The organism is Nocardioides jiangsuensis, from assembly GCF_019679455.1.
GTDB lineage: Bacteria > Actinomycetota > Actinomycetes > Propionibacteriales > Nocardioidaceae > Nocardioides_C > Nocardioides_C jiangsuensis.
Map to the genome: position 1 here is coordinate 482,105 of NZ_JAIEZQ010000003.1, position 18,571 is coordinate 500,675.

The 18,571-nt window shown below is 72.0% G+C and carries 22 protein-coding genes; 12 read left to right on the forward strand and 10 right to left on the reverse strand.

The genetic code is table 11. From position 1 onward, the window contains the following. Positions 1-3 precede the first annotated feature (3 nt). Entirely contained in the window at positions 4-1,191 is a 1,188-nt protein-coding gene (gene dnaJ, locus K1X13_RS18230; RefSeq protein ID WP_221026712.1) for a molecular chaperone DnaJ, read from the forward strand. Beyond that, a complete protein-coding gene (locus K1X13_RS18235; protein WP_221026558.1) occupies positions 1,188-1,928 on the forward strand; it encodes a 16S rRNA (uracil(1498)-N(3))-methyltransferase in 741 nt (246 codons plus the stop codon). Before dnaJ ends, K1X13_RS18235 begins: the two co-directional genes overlap by 4 nt. A gap of 90 nt (positions 1,929-2,018) precedes the next feature. Here the strand turns inward: K1X13_RS18235 and K1X13_RS18240 are convergent, their stop codons facing one another. From K1X13_RS18240 to K1X13_RS18250, 3 genes are read right to left on the reverse strand one after another with little or no spacing between them, the layout of a single operon-like run. Next, positions 2,019-3,065: a winged helix DNA-binding domain-containing protein gene (locus K1X13_RS18240; protein ID WP_221026559.1), complete on the reverse strand. Its 1,047-nt coding sequence runs from the start codon at positions 3,063-3,065 to the stop codon at positions 2,019-2,021. Positions 3,066-3,097: 32 nt separating this feature from the next. Beyond that, positions 3,098-4,252, reverse strand: a complete 1,155-nt coding sequence (locus K1X13_RS19775; RefSeq protein ID WP_221026560.1) for a Gmad2 immunoglobulin-like domain-containing protein — start codon at positions 4,250-4,252, stop codon at positions 3,098-3,100. Then, positions 4,249-4,773 (reverse strand): SigE family RNA polymerase sigma factor, encoded by a 525-nt coding sequence (locus K1X13_RS18250; protein ID WP_221026561.1) that lies wholly within the window; start codon positions 4,771-4,773, stop codon positions 4,249-4,251. The genes K1X13_RS19775 and K1X13_RS18250 overlap by 4 nt, the downstream gene beginning before the upstream one ends. 185 nt (positions 4,774-4,958) lie before the next feature. Here K1X13_RS18250 and K1X13_RS18255 point away from each other — a divergent pair, with 185 nt between their 5' ends. Then, positions 4,959-5,315, forward strand: a complete 357-nt coding sequence (locus K1X13_RS18255) for an HIT domain-containing protein (RefSeq protein WP_221026562.1) — start codon at positions 4,959-4,961, stop codon at positions 5,313-5,315. A gap of 29 nt (positions 5,316-5,344) precedes the next feature. Here K1X13_RS18255 and K1X13_RS18260 read toward each other — a convergent pair whose 3' ends face one another. Next, positions 5,345-5,584, reverse strand: a complete 240-nt coding sequence (locus K1X13_RS18260) for a hypothetical protein (RefSeq protein WP_221026563.1) — start codon at positions 5,582-5,584, stop codon at positions 5,345-5,347. 134 nt (positions 5,585-5,718) lie between these two features. On the opposite strand from K1X13_RS18260, the gene K1X13_RS18265 reads away from it, so the two are divergent. From K1X13_RS18265 to K1X13_RS18280, 4 genes are read left to right on the forward strand one after another with little or no spacing between them, the layout of a single operon-like run. Beyond that, the gene (locus K1X13_RS18265) at positions 5,719-6,756 is read left to right on the forward strand and encodes a PhoH family protein (RefSeq protein ID WP_221026564.1); all 1,038 of its coding nucleotides are present in this window, start codon (positions 5,719-5,721) and stop codon (positions 6,754-6,756) included. A 49-nt stretch (positions 6,757-6,805) separates the two neighbouring features. Continuing rightward, positions 6,806-7,318: an rRNA maturation RNase YbeY gene (ybeY, locus tag K1X13_RS18270; protein ID WP_221026565.1), complete on the forward strand. Its 513-nt coding sequence runs from the start codon at positions 6,806-6,808 to the stop codon at positions 7,316-7,318. Then, the gene (locus K1X13_RS18275) at positions 7,315-8,682 is read left to right on the forward strand and encodes a hemolysin family protein (protein WP_221026566.1); all 1,368 of its coding nucleotides are present in this window, start codon (positions 7,315-7,317) and stop codon (positions 8,680-8,682) included. The genes ybeY and K1X13_RS18275 overlap by 4 nt, the downstream gene beginning before the upstream one ends. Further along, entirely contained in the window at positions 8,663-9,010 is a 348-nt protein-coding gene (locus tag K1X13_RS18280; protein WP_221026567.1) for a cytidine deaminase-like protein, read from the forward strand. Before K1X13_RS18275 ends, K1X13_RS18280 begins: the two co-directional genes overlap by 20 nt. 15 nt (positions 9,011-9,025) lie before the next feature. Here the strand turns inward: K1X13_RS18280 and K1X13_RS18285 are convergent, their stop codons facing one another. The 3 genes from K1X13_RS18285 to K1X13_RS18295 all read right to left on the reverse strand — a co-directional run bounded on the left by K1X13_RS18285 (position 9,026) and on the right by K1X13_RS18295 (position 10,810). Continuing rightward, positions 9,026-9,862: an SMP-30/gluconolactonase/LRE family protein gene (locus K1X13_RS18285; RefSeq protein WP_221026568.1), complete on the reverse strand. Its 837-nt coding sequence runs from the start codon at positions 9,860-9,862 to the stop codon at positions 9,026-9,028. A gap of 77 nt (positions 9,863-9,939) precedes the next feature. After that, positions 9,940-10,317 (reverse strand): YybH family protein, encoded by a 378-nt coding sequence (locus K1X13_RS18290; RefSeq protein WP_221026569.1) that lies wholly within the window; start codon positions 10,315-10,317, stop codon positions 9,940-9,942. Positions 10,318-10,348: 31 nt separating this feature from the next. Further along, on the reverse strand, positions 10,349-10,810 hold the full coding sequence (locus K1X13_RS18295; protein WP_221026570.1) for a GNAT family N-acetyltransferase: 462 nt from the start codon (positions 10,808-10,810) through the stop codon (positions 10,349-10,351). 87 nt (positions 10,811-10,897) lie between these two features. Here K1X13_RS18295 and K1X13_RS19505 point away from each other — a divergent pair, with 87 nt between their 5' ends. After that, on the forward strand, positions 10,898-11,785 hold the full coding sequence (locus K1X13_RS19505) for a YchJ family protein (RefSeq protein ID WP_264082334.1): 888 nt from the start codon (positions 10,898-10,900) through the stop codon (positions 11,783-11,785). A 131-nt stretch (positions 11,786-11,916) separates the two neighbouring features. On the opposite strand, the gene K1X13_RS18305 is transcribed toward K1X13_RS19505, so the two are convergent. After that, entirely contained in the window at positions 11,917-12,972 is a 1,056-nt protein-coding gene (locus tag K1X13_RS18305; protein WP_221026571.1) for a zinc-dependent alcohol dehydrogenase family protein, read from the reverse strand. Positions 12,973-13,215: 243 nt separating this feature from the next. On the opposite strand from K1X13_RS18305, the gene K1X13_RS18310 reads away from it, so the two are divergent. Continuing rightward, positions 13,216-13,728, forward strand: a complete 513-nt coding sequence (locus tag K1X13_RS18310) for a hypothetical protein (protein WP_221026572.1) — start codon at positions 13,216-13,218, stop codon at positions 13,726-13,728. 9 nt (positions 13,729-13,737) lie between these two features. Further along, positions 13,738-14,112 (forward strand): hypothetical protein, encoded by a 375-nt coding sequence (locus tag K1X13_RS18315; protein ID WP_221026573.1) that lies wholly within the window; start codon positions 13,738-13,740, stop codon positions 14,110-14,112. 50 nt (positions 14,113-14,162) lie between these two features. On the opposite strand, the gene K1X13_RS18320 is transcribed toward K1X13_RS18315, so the two are convergent. Continuing rightward, positions 14,163-14,627: a hypothetical protein gene (locus K1X13_RS18320; protein WP_221026574.1), complete on the reverse strand. Its 465-nt coding sequence runs from the start codon at positions 14,625-14,627 to the stop codon at positions 14,163-14,165. A gap of 333 nt (positions 14,628-14,960) precedes the next feature. Then, positions 14,961-15,668 carry a hypothetical protein gene (locus K1X13_RS18325; RefSeq protein ID WP_221026575.1) on the reverse strand — a complete coding sequence of 236 codons (708 nt, stop codon included), beginning with the start codon at positions 15,666-15,668 and terminating at the stop codon, positions 14,961-14,963. Between the two features lie 186 nt (positions 15,669-15,854). On the opposite strand from K1X13_RS18325, the gene K1X13_RS18330 reads away from it, so the two are divergent. Next, positions 15,855-17,213: an FAD-binding oxidoreductase gene (locus K1X13_RS18330; RefSeq protein WP_308249631.1), complete on the forward strand. Its 1,359-nt coding sequence runs from the start codon at positions 15,855-15,857 to the stop codon at positions 17,211-17,213. Then, positions 17,210-18,499 carry an SAM-dependent methyltransferase gene (locus K1X13_RS18335; RefSeq protein WP_221026577.1) on the forward strand — a complete coding sequence of 430 codons (1,290 nt, stop codon included), beginning with the start codon at positions 17,210-17,212 and terminating at the stop codon, positions 18,497-18,499. The genes K1X13_RS18330 and K1X13_RS18335 overlap by 4 nt, the downstream gene beginning before the upstream one ends. Positions 18,500-18,571 lie beyond the last annotated feature (72 nt).

Here is an 18,571-nt window from a genome sequence, read left to right on the forward strand (position 1 = left end):
ACTGTGAGCCAGGACCTCTACGAGACCCTTGGCGTCCCGCGTGACGCCGACGCCGACGCGATCAAGAAGGCCTACCGGCGCCTCGCCCGTCAGCTGCACCCGGACGTCAACCCCGACCCGGAGACGCAGGAGAAGTTCAAGGAGGTCTCCCACGCCTACGAGGTGCTCTCGGACCCCGAGAAGCGGCGGATGTACGACCTCGGCGGCGACCCGTTCGGCGGTGGCGCTGGGGCAGGCGGCTTCGGCCAGGGGGCCGGCTTCTCGTTCACCGACATCATGGACGCCTTCTTCGGCGGCCAGGGCGGGGGAGCGGCCGGCGGCGGCCGGGGCCCGCGTCCGCGGGTGCGCCGCGGCCAGGACGCGCTGATCCGCCTGGAGGTCGACCTCGCCGAGGCCGCCTTCGGCACCACCCGCGAGCTCAAGGTCGACACCGCCGTGCTCTGCACCGTCTGTCACGGCGACGGCGCCGCGCCCGGCTCCACCCCGGTCACCTGCGAGACCTGCGGCGGACGCGGCGAGGTGCACCAGGTGCAGCGCTCGTTCCTCGGCGAGATCCGCACGCTCCGCCCCTGCGCGGCCTGCCGCGGCTACGGCTCGATCATCCCCGAGCCCTGCCGCGAGTGCTCCGGCGACGGCCGGGTGCGGTCCCGCCGCTCCCTGACCGTGAAGATCCCCGCGGGCGTCGACACCGGCACCCGGGTGCAGCTCTCCGAGCAGGGCGAGGTCGGCCCGGGTGGCGGCCCCGCCGGCGACCTGTACGTCGAGATCCACGTCGCCGAGCACCAGATGTTCACCCGGCACGGCAACGACCTGGTCTGCAGCGTCACGGTCCCGATGACCGCCGCGGCGCTGGGCACGTCGATCGACCTGCCCACGCTCGAGGCCGACCTGGTCGAGCACGGCGCGGAGACCGACGTGGAGACCACCGTCGAGCTCGACATCCGCGCCGGCACGCAGTCGGGCACCGAGGTGGTGCTCAACGGTCGCGGGGTGCCGCGGCTGCGCGGCGCCGGCCGCGGCGACCTGGTGGTGCGGATCGTGGTTGAGACCCCGACCCGGCTCGACGAGCGCCAGGAGGAGCTGCTCCGCGAGCTCGCCGCGCTGCGGGACGAGGAGTCCCCCGACGGGCACGTGCAGGCCGCCCACAAGTCGGTCTTCGGCCGGCTCCGCGACGCGTTCAACCCGCGATGAGCCTCCCGGTCTTCCACGTCCCCTCCCTCGCAGGCGTCGGGGTCGGCGGGTCGGTCGAGGTGACCGGCGACGAGGCGCACCACGCGGTCGTCGTCCGCCGGATCCGGGTGGGGGAGCAGGTCGCGCTCACCGACGGCGTGGGTACGACGGCCGTCTGCACGGTGCGCGAGACCGACAAGCGGACCCTCACCGCGCAGGTCGACGAGGTCGCCACCAGCGAGGCCGGGGTGCCCCGGGTGACCGTCGTGCAGGCGATCCCCAAGGGCGACCGCGCGGAGCTCGCCGTGGAGATGCTGACCGAGGTCGGCGTCGACGTGATCGTGCCCTGGGCAGCGGGCCGCAGCGTCGCGGTGTGGCGCGGTGACCGCGCGGAGAAGTCGCTGGCCAAGTGGCGCAGCACCGCGCGGGAGGCCGCGAAGCAGGCCCGCCGCTCCTGGTTCCCCGAGGTCACCGAGATGGCCACCACCGACGACGTGGTGACGCTGCTGGAGAAGGCCTCGCTGCCGGTCGTGCTGCACGAGGCCGCGTCCGGTCCGCTCGCCGACCTGCCCGTGCTCGGCCGCGGTGACATCGTGATCGTGGTGGGCCCGGAGGGCGGCATCAGCGACGAGGAGCTCGCCCGGTTCGCGCACGTCGGCGCCGAGGCGGTCCGCCTCGGGTCGTCGGTGCTGCGGACCTCGACCGCCGGCGTGGCCGCGGCCGCGGCGCTGCTCAGCCGCACCCCGCGCTGGCGCTGACCGCACCCTGCCCTGGAGCCCGCGCGGGCGCTGAACCCGCGCGACGCTGACCCGCACGGGCCCGCGCGGGCGGCGCAGGCTCCCGGAGGCTCAGCGGGCGAGGAAGGTCTCCAGCGCGGCGACCTCCGCGTCGAGCTGGGCACGTTCCGCGCGGGTGAGGTCCCGGAACAGCTGGACCTCGATCCCGTCGCCGGTCCGTCGCCACAGCCCCTCGAGCATTCCGTCCACGAAGACGGTGGCCCCGACACCGCCGTTGCGACCCATCCAGCGCGCCCGCTTCTCCGGCTCGGCCACCCGGGTCCGGTCGGCGTGGGAGAGCCACAGGTTGTCGTACTGCCCGAGCAGCCGCACCGGGGCCGGAGTCCCGGGGTCGGCCAGCGGCAGGCCCGCCAGGTCGAACCAGGTGCGTCCGTCCTCGTCCCGATAGGTCACCAGCTCCTCGCCCAGCGCGTCGAGCACCGCCCTCGCCCCGGTCAGCCCGGACCAGGTGGTGAGGTCCGCGGGGGAGGCCGGCCCGTACGCGCGCAGGTAGCGCCGGGCCACGTCGGCCAGGTCCGGGTCGGGGTCGAGCGGGCCGCCGAGCCAGTCCTCCGCGGTCAGGTAGCGCGGCCCGCCGGACCGGCCCCACAGCCCCCGCGGCGGCAGCTGCACGAGCGGGAGCATCGTGCGGACGGCGGTGGCCAGGTGCCCCGGCTCGTGGTCGGGGAACCGTTCGGCGAGCGCGGCGCCGAGCGCCTTCGACGTGAGCGGTCCTCCCGCCAGGACGTCGCGTCCGGCAGCCACCAGGTCGTCGTACCGGAGGTCGGCGGTGTGCCGGGCGAACACCGTGCTGCGGTGGAGCCGGTCCAGCATCGGCTGCATCAGCGGGCGCAGGCGCCGGCAGTCCGCGGCCGTCACCAGGTGGATCGTGCCGCGCATCAGCACCAGGCGGACGGCCTCGCGCCGCTCGAGCGCCCCGGACAGCTCGGCGGGGTCGAAGCCGGCGACGCGGGACCACAGCGAGACGTACGGTGGCAGGACGTCCTGCGCCTGGAGCCCGAGCAGGTGCTCGGTCATCTCCAGGGCAGGGACGCCGGTGTGCTCGAGCAGGTGCTGGCGCTGCAGCAGCGTGCGGTTCAGGACGCGGCGGGTGAGCACGCTCCCGACCCTAGGACCTCGCGGGGCCCCGGTCAGGGGAGCACGGTGACGCGCTTGGTGTCCTCCCACGGCGCGAAGCCCTCGCCGCCCGACGGGTCGGTGTCGTGCACGACCAGGGTGTACTCGCCCGGGGGCGCGGTGACCTTGAAGGAGTACGGCGCCATCGTGCAGCACTCCTCGGCGGTGGTGAACCCGTCCGCCACGACCTTGCCGCCTTGCTTCAGCTCCCACTGCACCGTGGCCTCGAACGCCGCCGCGAGCCCGGAGACCTCGAACGCGGACCCGGGCTCCACCTCGGCGCCGTCGGCGGGCTCGACGATCCACACCTGGGCGAGCACGTCGGCGGCGTCGCCCTGGGCCAGCGGCTCGTCGATCGGCACCCCGAAGACCGTGTCGAGGGGGCCGCCGTCGAGGCCGTCATTGACCAGGATCCGCACCGGGTCGCGCGACTGGAGGGCGCCCTGCACGGTGTAGAGCAGCTGCTCGACGGCCATCTCGGCCTCCTCCACGGTCATCCACTCGGGACGGTCGCGGATGATGTCCTCGGCGGCGATGTCGACGGTGATGGTGCCGTCGGAGTGGGTCACCTCGGTGGCGGTCGCCGATCCCCACCCGGCCCAGCCGGACCGGTAGTCGGGGTCGCGCGGCCGGGTCCCGATGGCGGCGTTGACCGCCTCGACCGCCGCGTCGCGGTCGGCGGGGACCCGGGTGAACTCGCGGTACAGGCGCGGCCCCCGGCTCGTGTCGCCGAGGAAGTACGCCGGGACCGTCTGGAGCTCGACCGGCCCGTCGGCGGGGGAGGCCGAGGGCTCGGCGGCCGGGGTGCTCGGCGCCGCGGTCGCGTCCTCACCGGGCTCCGTGCTGGGTTCCGCGCTCGCCTTGCCGGCCGGGGTGGGCGCCGCCGAGGAGGACTCGGTGGCCGGCCCGGCGAAGTCCGGGTCACCGGCGTCCGTCGTACCGGGACCGCCGCCCACGACCGCGACGGCGGCCACGGTGGCCGCAGTGGCCAGCGCGGCGGCTCCGGCGCCGAGCAGCCACGGCCGCTTGCGCTGGAACGGCGACCCCGACGTGCGGGCGTGGATCGAGTCGAGGGAGTCGCGCGGCTCCACGTCGGAGACCGCGTCGTCGAGCAGGTGGCGCATCTGCTCGTCGTCGTCGGGACCGGTCGGGCGGGGGAAGTCGTTCACGATGCGTCCTTCAGGAGGTGGCGGAGGGAGGCGACGCCGCGGGAGGCGTGGCTCTTGACGGCGCCGCGGCTGATCCCGAGCGTGTCGGCGATCTGGGCCTCGGAGAGGTCGAGGTAGTAGCGGAGCGCGATCACCTCGCGCTGGCGGTCGGGCAGGTCGCGCATCGCCGCGAGGACCTCGCGCCGGCGTTCCGCGACGAGGGTCTCCTCGTCTGCACCCGGGTGCGCGCCGACGACCGGCCGGTGCTCCAGGCCCGCCGCATGCCTCGAGCGGACGGTGCGGTGCCGCAGCACCGAGCGGGACCGGTTCACGACGGTCTGGCGCAGGTAGGCCAGGCCCTTCTCCGGGTCGTCGAGCCGTCGCCACCTGCCGTGCATCGCGACGAAGGAGTCCTGGACCACCTCCTCGGCGGTCTCGACGTCCCGGACCAGCAGGACGGCGAGGCGCACGAGCCGTCGGTAGTGCGCGGCGTACAGCTCGTCGACCGCGGTGTCGGCATCCCAGCGCGTCGAGGCGCTCATCGATCTCCCGTCGGAGCGGCGGAGGGTCGTCATCAGGCTGTTCACGCTAGTTCCACGCGCGAGGCAGTCGGTGGGTTTACACGCCGTGTCGGCGGATCGTCCGGATCGGGATGCGAAGGGTGGGTGGGTTTGCCCGGTCACGGAGCGGTGGGTCGGCCCGCCAGGGGCGTGCCATAGTGGCGGGCATGACTGGCGAGAGAGACGCAGACTGCCTGTTCTGCAAGATCGCGACGGGGGAGATCCCCGGCGACGTGGTGCACGAGACCGAGTCGACGCTGGCCTTCCGCGACATCGAGCCGCAGGCGCCCACGCACATCCTGGTGATCCCGCGCAGCCACCAGCCCAACGTGGCCACCCTCGCGGCCAAGGAGCCGGAGACCGCGCTCGCGCTGCTCGACGCGGTCGCCGCGGTCGCTGAGCAGGAGGGGCTCGAGGCCGGCTACCGGGTGGTGTTCAACACCGGCGCGCAGGCACACCAGTCCGTCTTCCACGTGCACGCCCACCTGCTCGGGGGACGCACGATGGGCTGGCCGCCGGGCTGAGCGCCGTGGCCGGGGGCGGCGGCCCCGGCTCAGAACAGCTGACGGGTGACGCCGAGCAGCAGCGGCAGCACGAACGCGAGCAGCAGCACCCAGGCCACGACCCGGTGCATCCGCCGCCGCGGGTCGAGCGACCCCGCCATCGCGATCATCGCGCCCTCCTCGGTGTTCCGGTCGAACCCGAGTCGGCGGGCGTCGGCGGGGATCCCGTTGTGGCCGAGGAACACCTCGGGGTGGATCTGCTCCTCGCGCGGCTCGTCGTACTCCCTCATCCCGCCAGGGTAGACCCCGGCACGTGACGGGAATCGGAAAGTCAGGTGCGCGGTTCCCTGGGTGTACCCGTAGCATGGGGAGCGTTCCAAACGTCCTGTTCACTCACTTGTGGAGGTCGGCCGCCAGGCCACCGATGACAGATTCCGACACTCCTCGTCACACGATCGTGGTCCCGGCGAGCATCCCGATGGTGGCCCTCCTCGGCCCCGGGGACGAGCACCTGACCCTGATCGAAAAGGCATTCAAGGCCGACGTGCACGTGCGCGGCAACGAGATCACCCTGCAGGGTGAGTCCGCCGAGGTCGCCCTCGCCGAACGGCTGATGGACGAGCTGGTCACGATCATCCGCACGGGTCAGGGCATCACCACCGAGACCGTCGAGCGCGCGATCGCCATGCTCCGGACCGAGACCAAGGAACGTCCCGCCGACGTCCTGTCGCTGAACATCCTCAGCAACCGCGGTCGCACGATCCGGCCCAAGACGCTGAACCAGAAGCGCTACGTCGAGTCGATCGACAAGCACACGATCTCGTTCGGCATCGGCCCCGCCGGCACCGGCAAGACGTACCTGGCGATGGCCAAGGCCGTGCAGGCGCTGCAGTCGAAGAACGTGAACCGGATCATCCTCACGCGCCCCGCCGTGGAGGCGGGGGAGCGGCTCGGCTTCCTGCCCGGCACACTCAGCGAGAAGATCGACCCCTACCTGCGCCCGCTGTACGACGCCCTCCACGACATGCTCGACCCGGAGACCATCCCGAAGCTGCTCGCGGCCGGGACGATCGAGGTCGCTCCGCTGGCGTACATGCGTGGCCGCACCCTGAACGACGCCTTCATCATCCTCGACGAGGCGCAGAACACCTCGCCCGAGCAGATGAAGATGTTCCTCACCCGCCTCGGCTTCGGGTCGAAGATGGTCGTCACCGGTGACGTCACCCAGGTCGACCTGCCCGGCGGCATGAAGAGCGGCCTGCGCGTCGTCGAGGAGATCCTCACCGGCATCGAGGACGTCGGCTTCAACCGGCTCACCTCGCACGACGTGGTGCGGCACCGTCTCGTCGGCCATATCGTGGCGGCGTACGACGAGTTCGAGGCCCGGCGGGAGAACGGCACCGGGCCGCACAAGACCGACCCCTCCGGTGAGGGGCGCCGGCAGAGGAGCCACCGAGCATGACCCTCCCAGGGAGCCGTCCGTCCCGTCCGACCCTGCCCGGGGGCCACGCGTGAGCATCGAGGTCCTCAACGAGTCCGGTGACGAGGTCGACGTCCGGGACCTGTCCACGCTGTCGCGGTTCGTGATGGACCGGATGCGGGTCCACCCGCAGGCCGAGCTGTGCATCAAGCTCGTCGACGAGGACACCATCGCCACGCTCAACGAGCAGTGGATGGAGAAGACCGGCCCCACCGACGTGCTCGCCTTCCCGATGGACGAGCTGCGCCCCGGCCTGGTCAACGAGGAGCCCGAGGAGGGAGTCCTCGGCGACCTGGTGCTCTGCCCGGCGGTGGCCGCACGGCAGGCCGCCGAGGCCGGTCACGCCACCACCGACGAGGTGGACCTGCTCACCGTGCACGGCATCCTGCACCTCCTGGGCTACGACCACGCCGAGCCGGAGGAGCACCAGGAGATGTTCGGCCTCCAGGCCCGGCTGCTCACCGAGTGGCAGGGTGCCCGGGGCGGCGAGACACCCCCCGGCGACGTGACGCCCGCGGACTCCGACGGAGACCCGCAGAGATGAGCGGGCAAGATATCTGGCTGCTGGTCACAGCAGCCGTACTCGTGTTCGTCGCCGGCCTGTTCAGCAGCGCCGAGGCGGCACTCTCCTCGTTCTCCAAGGCGCGCGCCGAGGAGATCTCCGCGGAGGGCAGGCCGGGCGCCGCGCGGCTCCTCACGATCGTCGAGGACCCGCCGCGCTACCTGAACACCGCGCTGTTCCTGCGGATGGCGTGCGAGATCGCCGCGATCATCCTGGTCACCGTGGTGATGCTGGACCTGATCGAGGGCGCGCCCACCGTCCCCACCACCGAGGAGACGAGTGAGGCCGGCCGTTGGCTGGCGATCCTCGCCTCGCTCGGGCTGATGCTCGTGGTCTCGTTCGTGGTGATCGGGGTCGCCCCGCGCACCATCGGCCGGCAGCACTCCGAGCGGGTCGCGCTCGCGTCCGCCGGCGTCCTCCTCGGCTTCACCAAGGTGCTCGGCCCGCTGCCGCAGCTGCTGATCCTGATCGGCAACGCGATCACCCCGGGCCGTGGCTTCAGCGAGGGCCCGTTCGCCTCCGAGGCCGAGCTGCGTGAGCTCGTCGACCTCGCCGAGGCCAGCAGCGTGATCGAGTCCGGCGAGCGGGAGATGATCCACTCCGTCTTCGAGCTCGGGGACACCATCGTCCGCGAGGTGATGGTGCCCCGCACCGACGTGGTCTTCATAGAGCGCACCAAGACCCTGCGCCAGGCGATGTCGCTGGGCCTGCGCAGCGGCTACTCGCGGATCCCGGTCATCGGCGAGAACCTCGACGACATCGTCGGGTTCGCCTACCTCAAGGACATCACCAAGCGCGTCTTCGACCGGCACGAGGCGGAGTCGACCGAACGGGTCGAGTCCGTGATGCGCCCGGTGCTCTACGTCCCCGACTCGAAGCCGGTCGACGAGCTGCTGCGGGAGATGCAGGCCAAGCGCAAGCACGTCGCGGTGGTCGTCGACGAGTACGGCGGCACCGCCGGCCTGGTCACCATCGAGGACGTGCTCGAGGAGATCGTCGGCGAGATCACCGACGAGTACGACGAGGCGCGAGTCGACGTCGAGGTGCTCTCCAACGGCACCACCCGCGTCTCCTCGCGGTACCCGGTCGACGACCTCGAGGGGATCTGCGGCGTGCGGATCGACGACGACGACGTGGACACCGTCGGCGGGCTGATGGCCAAGCACCTCGGCCGGGTCCCGATCCCCGGGTCCGTCGTGGAGACCCACGGCCTCCGCTTCGAGGCCGAGGCCCCGACGGGCCGGCGGAACCGGATCGGAACGGTGCTGATCGCCCGCACCGAGCCCGTCGACGAGCACCAGGACGCCGAGTCCTACCCTGACTCCCATGCCGATCGAGCTCACTGACCCCGAAGACACCAAGATCGTCACCCTCGCGCGTTCCACCCGGGCGCGCACCGGTGCGGCCGAGGGCGCCTGCGTGCGCGACACCGACGGCCGCACCTACGCCGCGGCCACGGTCGACCTTGCGTCGCTGAAGCTCTCCGCGGTCCAGGTGGCGGTGGCGACGGCCGTCTCCAGCGCGGCGCGCGGGCTCGAGGCGGTGGCGGTGCTCGGTGAGGCGACCGGCGTGGACGACGCCGACCTGGCCGCCGTACGCGACTTCGCGGGGGAGGGCGTCACCGTCTACGTCGCGGCGCCCGACGGCTCCGTCGTCGCCTCGCTGACCAGCTAGCTACTGAGTCCGCGGTCAGGGCCTGCCCGCGTGCGGTACGTCGACGCGGATCCTGAGGATCTGCCCGGTGCGGCCGCCCGCGACGCTCATCGCGCTCTGGTCCCACGTCGTCGCCACGATGAACAGGGTGCGGCCGTCGTCGCCCCCGAGCATGCAGGCGAAGCAGCCCCGGTCCACGTCGACGGCCTGCAGCACCTCCCCGCCTTCGCGGACCCGGACGCAACGTCGGTGGGGGACGTCGGCGAACCAGACCGCCCCCTCGGCGTCGAGGCAGATGCCGTCCGGCGCTGCATCGCCGAGCCCGGCCCACACGCGTCGCCCGCCCAGGTCACCGTCCGGGCCGATGTCGAAGGCCGTGAGCCGGTTCCCGTACGACTCGGCGACGATCAGGGTGGTGTCGTCCGGGGTGATCGCCATCCCGTTGGGGAACCACAGGTCGTCGGCCACCTCGCGCATCGCGCCGTCCGACCGGACCACGGCCACCGTGCCCGCGGCCGGTGGGGCCCCGGCCATCATGTCGAAGCCGATCTCGTTGACGAACGTGTTCCCGCGGCCGTCCACGACCACCTCGTTCCACATCCGGTCCAGGCCGCCGTACGGGGTCAGCGAGCCGTCCGGCTCCTCCCGCCACACCTGACGGCCGCTGCCGCTCGTGACCACGAGGCGCCCGTCCGGCAGCCAGTCGATCGAGAACGGCAGCCAGGGCACCGTCCACACGACCTTCCGGTTGCCGTCGTCGTCGAAGGTGAGCACCTCCCCGGTGACCCAGTCGCAGACCCAGAGGCGGTCGTCGTGCCACCGTGGCGACTCGCCCATGGCGAGGCCGCTCGCCAGCACCGTCGGATCCGTCATGCTCCGCCCTCCGTCTGCCCTCGCAGGTGCAGACTCCGAGGGTGCGCCGAGCTCATCGCCCGACGTCTTGCATGGGTCTAGTGGCCGTCGGGCTTGTTCGGCGCGAAGGGCCACTCCTCGAACGAGGCGCACCGGCCGTCCTGCGTGAACCGGAGCACCCACAGGTCGCGCCAGGACTGGCCCCGGGGCGCGCCGTACTCCACGAACACGCGGACGACGGCAGTCTGCCCGTCCACCGCCACGACGTCGCTCGACATCGTGAACTCCTCGTCCGGCCCTTCGCGTTCGGCGTCCCAGAGCCGGGCGAGCGCTTCGAGGCCCGCGGCGGGGCGCGCCCAGGGGGAGGGGAGGTAGGAGGCGTCCGGCGCGAACAGCTCGGCGAGCCGGTCGGTGCCCGGCGTGCGCCACAGTCGTTCGTAGTCGGCAACCCACCTCTCGACAGCCGCGCGGTCCATGACCTCATTGTGCGCCGCGCGGCCACCTGCGTCAGAGCTCCTTGCGCAGGTAGTGGTTGGTGTGCCCGGGCGGGTAGTCGTGCTTGACGCCGTACTCCACGTAACCCGCCTTGCGGTAGAAGCCCGGCGCCTGGAAGTCGAAGGTGGTGACCTCGGACCAGCGGCAGCCGAGCCGCCGGCCCTCGTCCTCGACCGCGCGCAGCAGCGCGAGACCGAGTCCTCGGCCCCGGACGGCCTCGTCGACCCACATCGTGTCGACGTCGAGCCAGTGCCAGACGCGTTCGACCCTGGCGGTGCAGCCACCGATCAGTGCCCCGCCGCTCCCGAGCACGAAGGCGTGCACGGACTCGGCGGCCAGGTTGTCGCCGTGGAACCGCTCCCGGATCGCCGCGGAGCGGGCCTGGTTGTACTCGACCAGGTGTGTGGTGAGCTGGTCCTCGAGGGTGGCGTCGACGGTCGTGCTCAGCTGCCAGCCGTCGCCTGGGAGTCGCATGGGCTCAGCGTGGCCCTGCGCTCGCGACGAGGCAACGCCATTTCCGGAACACCGTCGCCACGAGCCGAGGACGACTTAGCCTCGACCATGCGAAACAGCGGGGTGGATGCGCGCTCGAGCGATGACGAGATCTACCGGTGGTTCGTCGGCTCCCTGGCCTACCTCGGCTCCGCGGAGGTCGAGCCCGGCGTCATCCGCGTGCGGGTGACCGGTGAGGACGGCCCGGGGTCGTCGGGCCGCGTGATCGACGTGGTGGTCTCCCGGCAGGAGCTCCGCTCGGTGGCCTGGGCCGAGGACGACATCTTCGACGACAGGAACGAGCCCGTCGTCCCCGAGTCCCGCAACCCCGTTCGCTCCGGGCTGGCTCAGCTGAGCCTGTTCGCCGAGGAGGCCCTGGCCACCGCCCGACCCACCGAGCGGTACGTCGTGTTGCACCGTGGCCGCCTCGTCCCGTCCGTGCGGCGGGAACTGCCACCGGTGCGGGGTCCCCACGACGAGCCGGAGTCCGCACCGCCGGGGCCGGCCGCGGATGTCACCGGGCGTGCGTCTCGGCCGGGTGCCACACTCCCTGTCATGACCTCGCCGTTCACCGCCCCCTCCCGCGAGTGCCCGTGCGGGAGCGGCGCGGCGTACGACGTCTGCTGCCGGCCGCTCCACGACGGCGCGCCCGCGGAAACGGCGGAGGCGCTGATGCGGTCGCGCTACTCGGCGTACGCCGTGGGCCATCTCGACTACGTGTTCCGCACCTGGCACCCGCGGACCCGACCGGCCGACCTCACGCCCACACCCGGGACGACCTGGGTCGGGTTGGAGGTCCTCCGGACGGCCGAGGGCGGGCCCTCCGACGACGTCGGCGAGGTCGAGTTCCGCGCGTGGTTCCGCACCCCGGACGGGGAGCACGTCCTGCACGAGACGAGCCGGTTCGAGCGGCGCCGGGGCCGCTGGGTGTACGTCGACGGCGACGTCGTCCGGTAGCTCCGAATACGGCTCCCGGTCCCCGAGTTCCCGCGCCGTCCGGCCACGCGGCCTGGGGTCGTGGGGAGCCGAACCAGGTACGAAGCACGCCGAACCCGCCACCGGCCGCCGGGCCGGCAGGACCCCTGAGCTCAGCGGCTGATCACGACCTTGAGCGCCTTGGTCTCGGCGGCGCGGCCGAAGGTGTCGTAGGCATCCAGCATCTGGTCGAAGGTGAAGTGGTGGGTGGCGAACTTCTCGGCCGCCAGCTTGTGCTGGGCGACCAGCTTCAGCAGCATCGGCGTGGTCGAGGTGCTCACCAGGCCCATCGTGATCGACAGGTCCATGATCCAGAGGTCCTGCAGCGCCAGCTCGACCGGCTTCCCGTGCACGCCGACGTTGGCGACCGCACCGCCGGGGCGCACGATCTTCGTGCAGGCCTCGAACGTGCCCGGGATGCCCACGGCCTCGATCGCCACGTCCACGCCGAGCCCGTCGGTCATCGCCCGGACCTGGTCGGCCCAGTCGTCCGCGCCGCTGTCCACGGTGTCCGTCGCGCCGAAGGCCCTGGCCTGCTCGAGCCGGTTGGTGTCGAGGTCCAACGCGATGATCCGGGCGGCGCCGTACAGGCTCGAGGTCATGATCGAGGCAAGGCCGACCGGACCGGCCCCGACGACCGCGACCACGTCACCGGGCTTGACCCGGCCGTAGCGCACGCCGATCTCGAAGCCGGTGGGCAGGATGTCGGACAGCATCACCGCGGCCTCGTCGCTGACGCCCTCGGGGACCTTGTACACCGAGTTGTCGGCGAACGGCACGCGCACCAGCTCCGCCTGGGTGCCGTTGATGAGGTGCCCGAAGATCCAGCCGATCCCGCTCGCGCCCTCGTCGGCCAGGCAGTGCGCGTACAGCCCCTGGTGACAGTAGGAGCAGGCGCCGCAGGCGCTGATGCACGAGATGATCACCCGGTCGCCGACCGCCACCGTGGAGACCGCGGAGCCGACCTCGGTCACCGTGCCGACACCCTCGTGGCCGAGGATCCGCCCGTCGGTGACGGCGGGTACGTCGCCCTTGAGGATGTGCAGGTCGGTGCCGCAGATCGTCGTGGTGTCGACCCGGACGATGACGTCGGTGGGATCGACGATCACCGGGTCGGGGACGTCCTCCCAGGCCTTGTTGCCGGGACCGTGGTAGACGAGTGCCTTCATGAATGAGCCTTCCTCCGTCGACTGCCCCGGCCCGAACCCGGGTCACGGGATGAACCACGTCCCAGTCTGGTGACGGCCGCGGTCGGCCGACAGGGCCCAACGTCCCGGCGACGGCGCCCGTCGAGGTCGCCCACCGCGGTGACCGTCCTCGTCCAAAGCCGCACATCCTCCGGGTGCCAGGTCTAGGGTCTGAACCAGAGGCGGTTCATGCCGGCCGTTGCCTGTCGAAGAGGCGGTGACGCAATGAGTCTGACCGACCGTGAGTTCTGGACCCTCGTCCACGGCATGGGGTTCGGAGCACTGTTCCTGCTGGGGTTCGCAGGCGGGCTCGAGGGGCTCTACAGCCTGCGACCGCAGTTCCTGCAACCCGCGGGTGTCCGGGACCGTGCGCGTCGCTTGCAGATCGGTGTCGTCACGATGGCGGTGGCGGCGTGGGGGACGGTGCTCACCGGGACCTGGATCGTCTACCCGTGGTACCGCGAGGACATTCCCGAGAGCCCCCGGTCCGTGCTCCTGGCCGACCCGGCGACGGAGGAGTGGCACCACTTCGGCATGGAGTGGAAGGAGCACGTCGCCTGGATCAGCCCCATCCTGGCCACCACGGTGGCGTTCATCGTCCTCTACTACGGAACCAGTCTCATCCGCCACGACCGCGTCCGTAAGACCACGATCGTGCTGTTCGTGCTCGCGTTCGTCTTCGCCGCGGTCGCAGGGCTCTTCGGGGCGCTGATCACCAAAGCCGCCCCTCTCGTGTAGGAGACAGAGATGGCATCGAACGTGAACGCCGGCGCCACGGCACCCGAGCACGCCGAGTACGTCGACAAGCCCGAAGGCCCCGTTGCCGCCGCGATCCTCGCCGCGGGTGTCGGGGCGCTCGCGCTGGGCATCCTCACGACCCTGGCCGAGGCGAGCGAGGGCTTCAAGGAGTTCCTCACGATCACCGAGCCGGTCGGCCCGCTGTCGGGGAAGACCATCGGTGCCGTCATCATCTGGCTCGTGGCCTGGGCTGTGCTGCACCTGATGTACCGCACCAAGGAGGTCGAGTCCCGGAAGGCGCTGACCGTCACGCTCGTCCTCATCGGGCTCGGGGTCCTCGGTACCTTCCCGATCTTCTTCCAGGCGTTCGCGCCCCCGGAGTAGTCGCGTGACGCACTGACAGCGGCCGCGGACGACGACGTGCCCTTTGGGGGTTACGAAGGTCGTACCGCCCGGTCGGAGGGACGGGTCGTCACACCCTTGGCGAAGGAGACGCACGCGGTAACGAGGCCGATGGCGCTGCCGACGATCCCCAGACCCAGCAGGATGCGCACGACGAGCGTCCAGCCGGCCCAGTCGCCGCTGAAGTCGAAGGGGAACACCTGCCACATCCGCACCAGCGCGACGAGCCCGACCGCGGTCGTGAGCAGGTCGCCCAGCGCTCTCAGCCAGCGGGGGTCACGGACCAGGTACACCAGGTTGGCGGCCAGGTTCACGACGATCGAGGCGTTCACCAACCCCAGGACCAGCACCAGGTCGGCGGTGAGGAACGGCAGGACCTCCCAGCCCGGCCAGCGGTTGACGGCGTACAGCATGGCCGCGTTGACCAGCACCGCCACGACGTAGCCGAAGCGGCGCGCGCCGACGGTCGGACGCGTGCGTGTCGCCGTCTTCGTCATGAGGGCCTCCGGGGGCTGTCGGGCCACTCCTCACGCTAGGCAGCTGCCGTGGTGGCGGTGAGGGGCGAAGGTCACCCCTCCGCCGTTCAGGCGTCACTCGTTCGGTGTCGAGGCGTCACTCAGTCGGCGTTGAGGCGTCACTCGTTCGGGGCCGAGGAGTCAGTCGTACGGCGCCACCGGCACGACTGACCTCTCAAGACCGCACGGCTGACCTCTCAAGACCGCACGACTGACCTCTCAACACCGCACGACTGACCTCTCAACGAGCCCCGAACGGGCGACAGGCGGATGCCGCTCCGACGGGCGGCGGAACGTCCCGGACTGCGGCTGTTGCTACGGCTTGGGGTGCCGGCGATGCCGGTGGTGCTCCATCACCTTCGCGTCGTGGTCGAGCAGCGGGTCGGCGACCAGGTACTGCGCGAGAAGGCTGTCGTGACGGCGCGGCGGGGGCCTCACGGGCTCCGGGACGACCCGGCCCTCGGCGGTGTCCCAGAACCGGTCCGCGACCGCGAACACCCGCCGGGCCACCGTGCCCGCCATCCCGGTGTGCGGCAGGTGCGGGTGCGGCCGGGTCGGCGCCTTGGTCTCGGCGTCGAAGACCCGCTGCGCCATCAGGTCCAGCTCGGCTGGCGGCCCGTGCGTCAGCAGCGCGCTGACCAGCTCCCGCTCAGCCTGGTTCTGGGCGTGCAGCTGCCGCTCGACGACCGCCCACAGCTCCTGCCAGGGCAGGTAGATCGCGTGCGCCTCGCCGTACAAGCGCGCCTTCACCAGCGCCAGGGTCAGCTCCAGCCGCCTGGCCGCTCCGAGGTAGCGCTGCACCAGCGCCTCCCCGTCGGGCACGGCCCGGGAGACCGGTCGCAGCAGCACGACCTCGACGGCGGCGAGGTGCCGGCTGGCGGAGGCGAGGAAGCCGTCGGTGTCCGCGTAGGTCTCGCGCGGCCGGGTCAGGTCCCGGTGCGGGGCCGTCGCCGCGGCCATGCGCTCGTCCAGGGCCCGGTGCGTGGCATCGATCGTCTGCTCCAGCGAATGCCCGTGCGTCACGGTCCTCACCTCCCGAGGATGGGCCCGACGCGGCCGCGAGCGGCACCGGACCGCTGCTTCCAGTGTGGCCCCGGCCACAACCAAGGACAATGCGCGAAGAACATCGTTCGACATCCGACCGCCACACCTGACCGCTACGTTGGATCGGTGACCGGTCTGGTGGGTCAGCACGCTCATGAGGCCGCGGTGCATCGTCTCCGCCAGTCCTACGAGGCGATCCCCGCGGGCGCCCCCGTGCGCCTGGCCAAGCGGACCTCGAACCTGTTCCGCCCCCGTGCCGACGTCACCACCCCCGGCCTCGACGTCTCGGGTCTCCGCGGCGTCGTCGCGCTCGACCCGCGGGCCCGCACCGCCGACGTGCAGGGGATGTGCACCTACGAGGACCTCGTCGACGTCACCCTCGCGCACGGCCTGATGCCGCTCGTCGTACCGCAGCTTCGCACGATCACGCTCGGCGGTGCCGTCACCGGGCTCGGCATCGAGTCCACGTCGTTCCGCAACGGGCTGCCGCACGAGTCGGTGCTGGAGATGGACGTGCTCACCGGCGCCGGTGACCTGGTCACCGCGACCCGGGACGGTGACCACGCGGACCTGTTCACGACCTTCCCCAACTCCTACGGCAGCCTCGGTTACGCCACCCGGCTGCGGATCGAGCTCGAGCCGGTCTCCCGGTACGTCGCCCTCCGGCACGTGCGCTTCGACGACCTCGACGCGCTCGCCAAGGCCGTCGACGGGATCGTCGCCGACCGGTCCTGGGAGGGCACCCGGATCGACGGGGTCGACGGGGTGGTCTTCGAGCCCGGCGAGGCCTACCTGACGCTGGCGACCTGGACCCACGACCCGGGCGGGGCGACCCCGAGCGACTACACCGGTCAGGACGTCTACTACCGGTCGCTGCAGCGGCGCGAGACGGACCTGCTCACCTGCCACGACTACCTCTGGCGGTGGGACACCGACTGGTTCTGGTGCTCCCGGGCGTTCGGCGCCCAGGACCCGCGGGTGCGCCGGCTGTGGCCGCGCCGGTATCGCCGCAGCGACGTCTACCACCGGCTGGTCGGGCTGGAGAACCGCCTCGGGCTGGTGGCGCGGGTGGACCGGTGGCGGGGGAGACCGGCCCGCGAGCGGGTGATCCAGGACGTCGAGGTGCCGGTGGAGAACCTGGCCGCGTTCCTCCGCTGGTTCGACGACGCGGTGGGGATGCGGCCGGTGTGGCTGTGCCCGCTGCGGCTGCGCGAGCCGACCGGGCCCGGGAGCGCGACGGCGTGGCCGTCGTACCCGCTGCTGCCCGGCACCACCTACGTCAACGCCGGCTTCTGGGGGACGGTGCCGATCGCCCCGGGCGCGCGGGACGGTGACGTCAACCGCGCGGTGGAGGCGCGGGTGACCGAGCTCGGCGGCCACAAGTCGCTGTACTCCGACGCCTACTACGACCGGGCCACGTTCGACCGCCTCTACGACGGGGCGAACCTGGCGCGGGTGAAGGACACCTACGACCCCGAGGGCCGGCTCACCGGTCTCTACGAGAAGGCGGTGACGCGTCGATGACGCTGACGACGACCGAGCAGATCACCATCGGCGAGGCGGTCACCCGGCTGATGCCGGACGGCGTCCCGTTCCGGATGACGGCGTACGACGGCAGCGCGGTCGGCCCGGAGGACGCCCCGATCGTGCTGCACCTGCGCACGCAGCGCGGGCTCGCCTACCTGCTGACCGCCCCCGGTGACCTCGGGGTGGCCCGGGCGTACGTGATGGGCGACCTCGACGTCGAGGGCGCGCACCCCGGCGACCCCTACGAGGTGATGCGGATGCTGATGAGCCGGCTCCGCTTCCGGGTGCCGCCGCCCGCCGAGCTGCTCCGGATCGTCCGCGGCCTCGGACTGAACAACCTCAAGCCACCCCCGCCCCCGCCGCAGGAGCACCTCCCGCGCTGGCGCCGGGTGCTGGAGGGGATGCGGCACTCCAAGGAGCGGGACGCGGTCGCGATCCAGCACCACTACGACGTGTCGAACCGCTTCTACGAGCTGGTGCTGGGACCGTCGATGACCTACACCTGCGCGGTCTTCGGCGCCGAGGACACCTCGCTGGAGGACGCGCAGGCCGAGAAGTACGACCTGGTCTGCCGCAAGCTCGGGCTGCGCCCGGGGCAGCGGCTGCTCGACATCGGCAGCGGCTGGGGCGGCATGGTCCGCCACGCCGCGCGGGAGTACGGCGTCACCGCGCTCGGCGTCACGCTCTCCCGGCAGCAGGCCCTGTGGGCCCAGCGCGAGATCGAGCGGCAGGGCCTCGCGGACCGCGCCGAGGTGCGGCACAGCGACTACCGCGACGTGGTGGAGGGCGGCTTCGACGCGGTCAGCTCGATCGGCCTCACCGAGCACGTCGGGGTGCGCAACTACCCGTCGTACTTCGAGTTCATCCGGTCCCGGCTGCGCCCCGGCGGCCGGTTGCTCAACCACTGCATCACCCGGCCGGACAACCGGGCGAGGGACACCGGTGCCTTCATCGACCGTTACGTCTTCCCGGACGGCGAGCTGACCGGGTCGGGCCGGATCATCACCGAAATGCAGGACGCCGGCCTCGAGGTGCGCCACGAGGAGAACCTGCGCGAGCACTACGCTCTGACCCTGGCCGGGTGGAGCCGGAACCTGGTGGCGCACTGGGACGAGTGCGTCGCCGAGGTCGGCGAGGGCACGGCCAAGGTGTGGGGCGTGTACATGGCCGGGTCGCGGCTCGGCTTCGAGCGCAACGAGATCCAGCTGCACCAGGTGCTCGCCTCCCGCACCGATGCGGCGGGCAACTCCGGCTTCCCGTTGCGCCCGACCTGGCCGGGTTGAGGTCCCTCTCAACCTTTCGGCGTCCGGTGGGGTCTGTACCTGTGACACACCGATGACGACGGGCTCGACCAG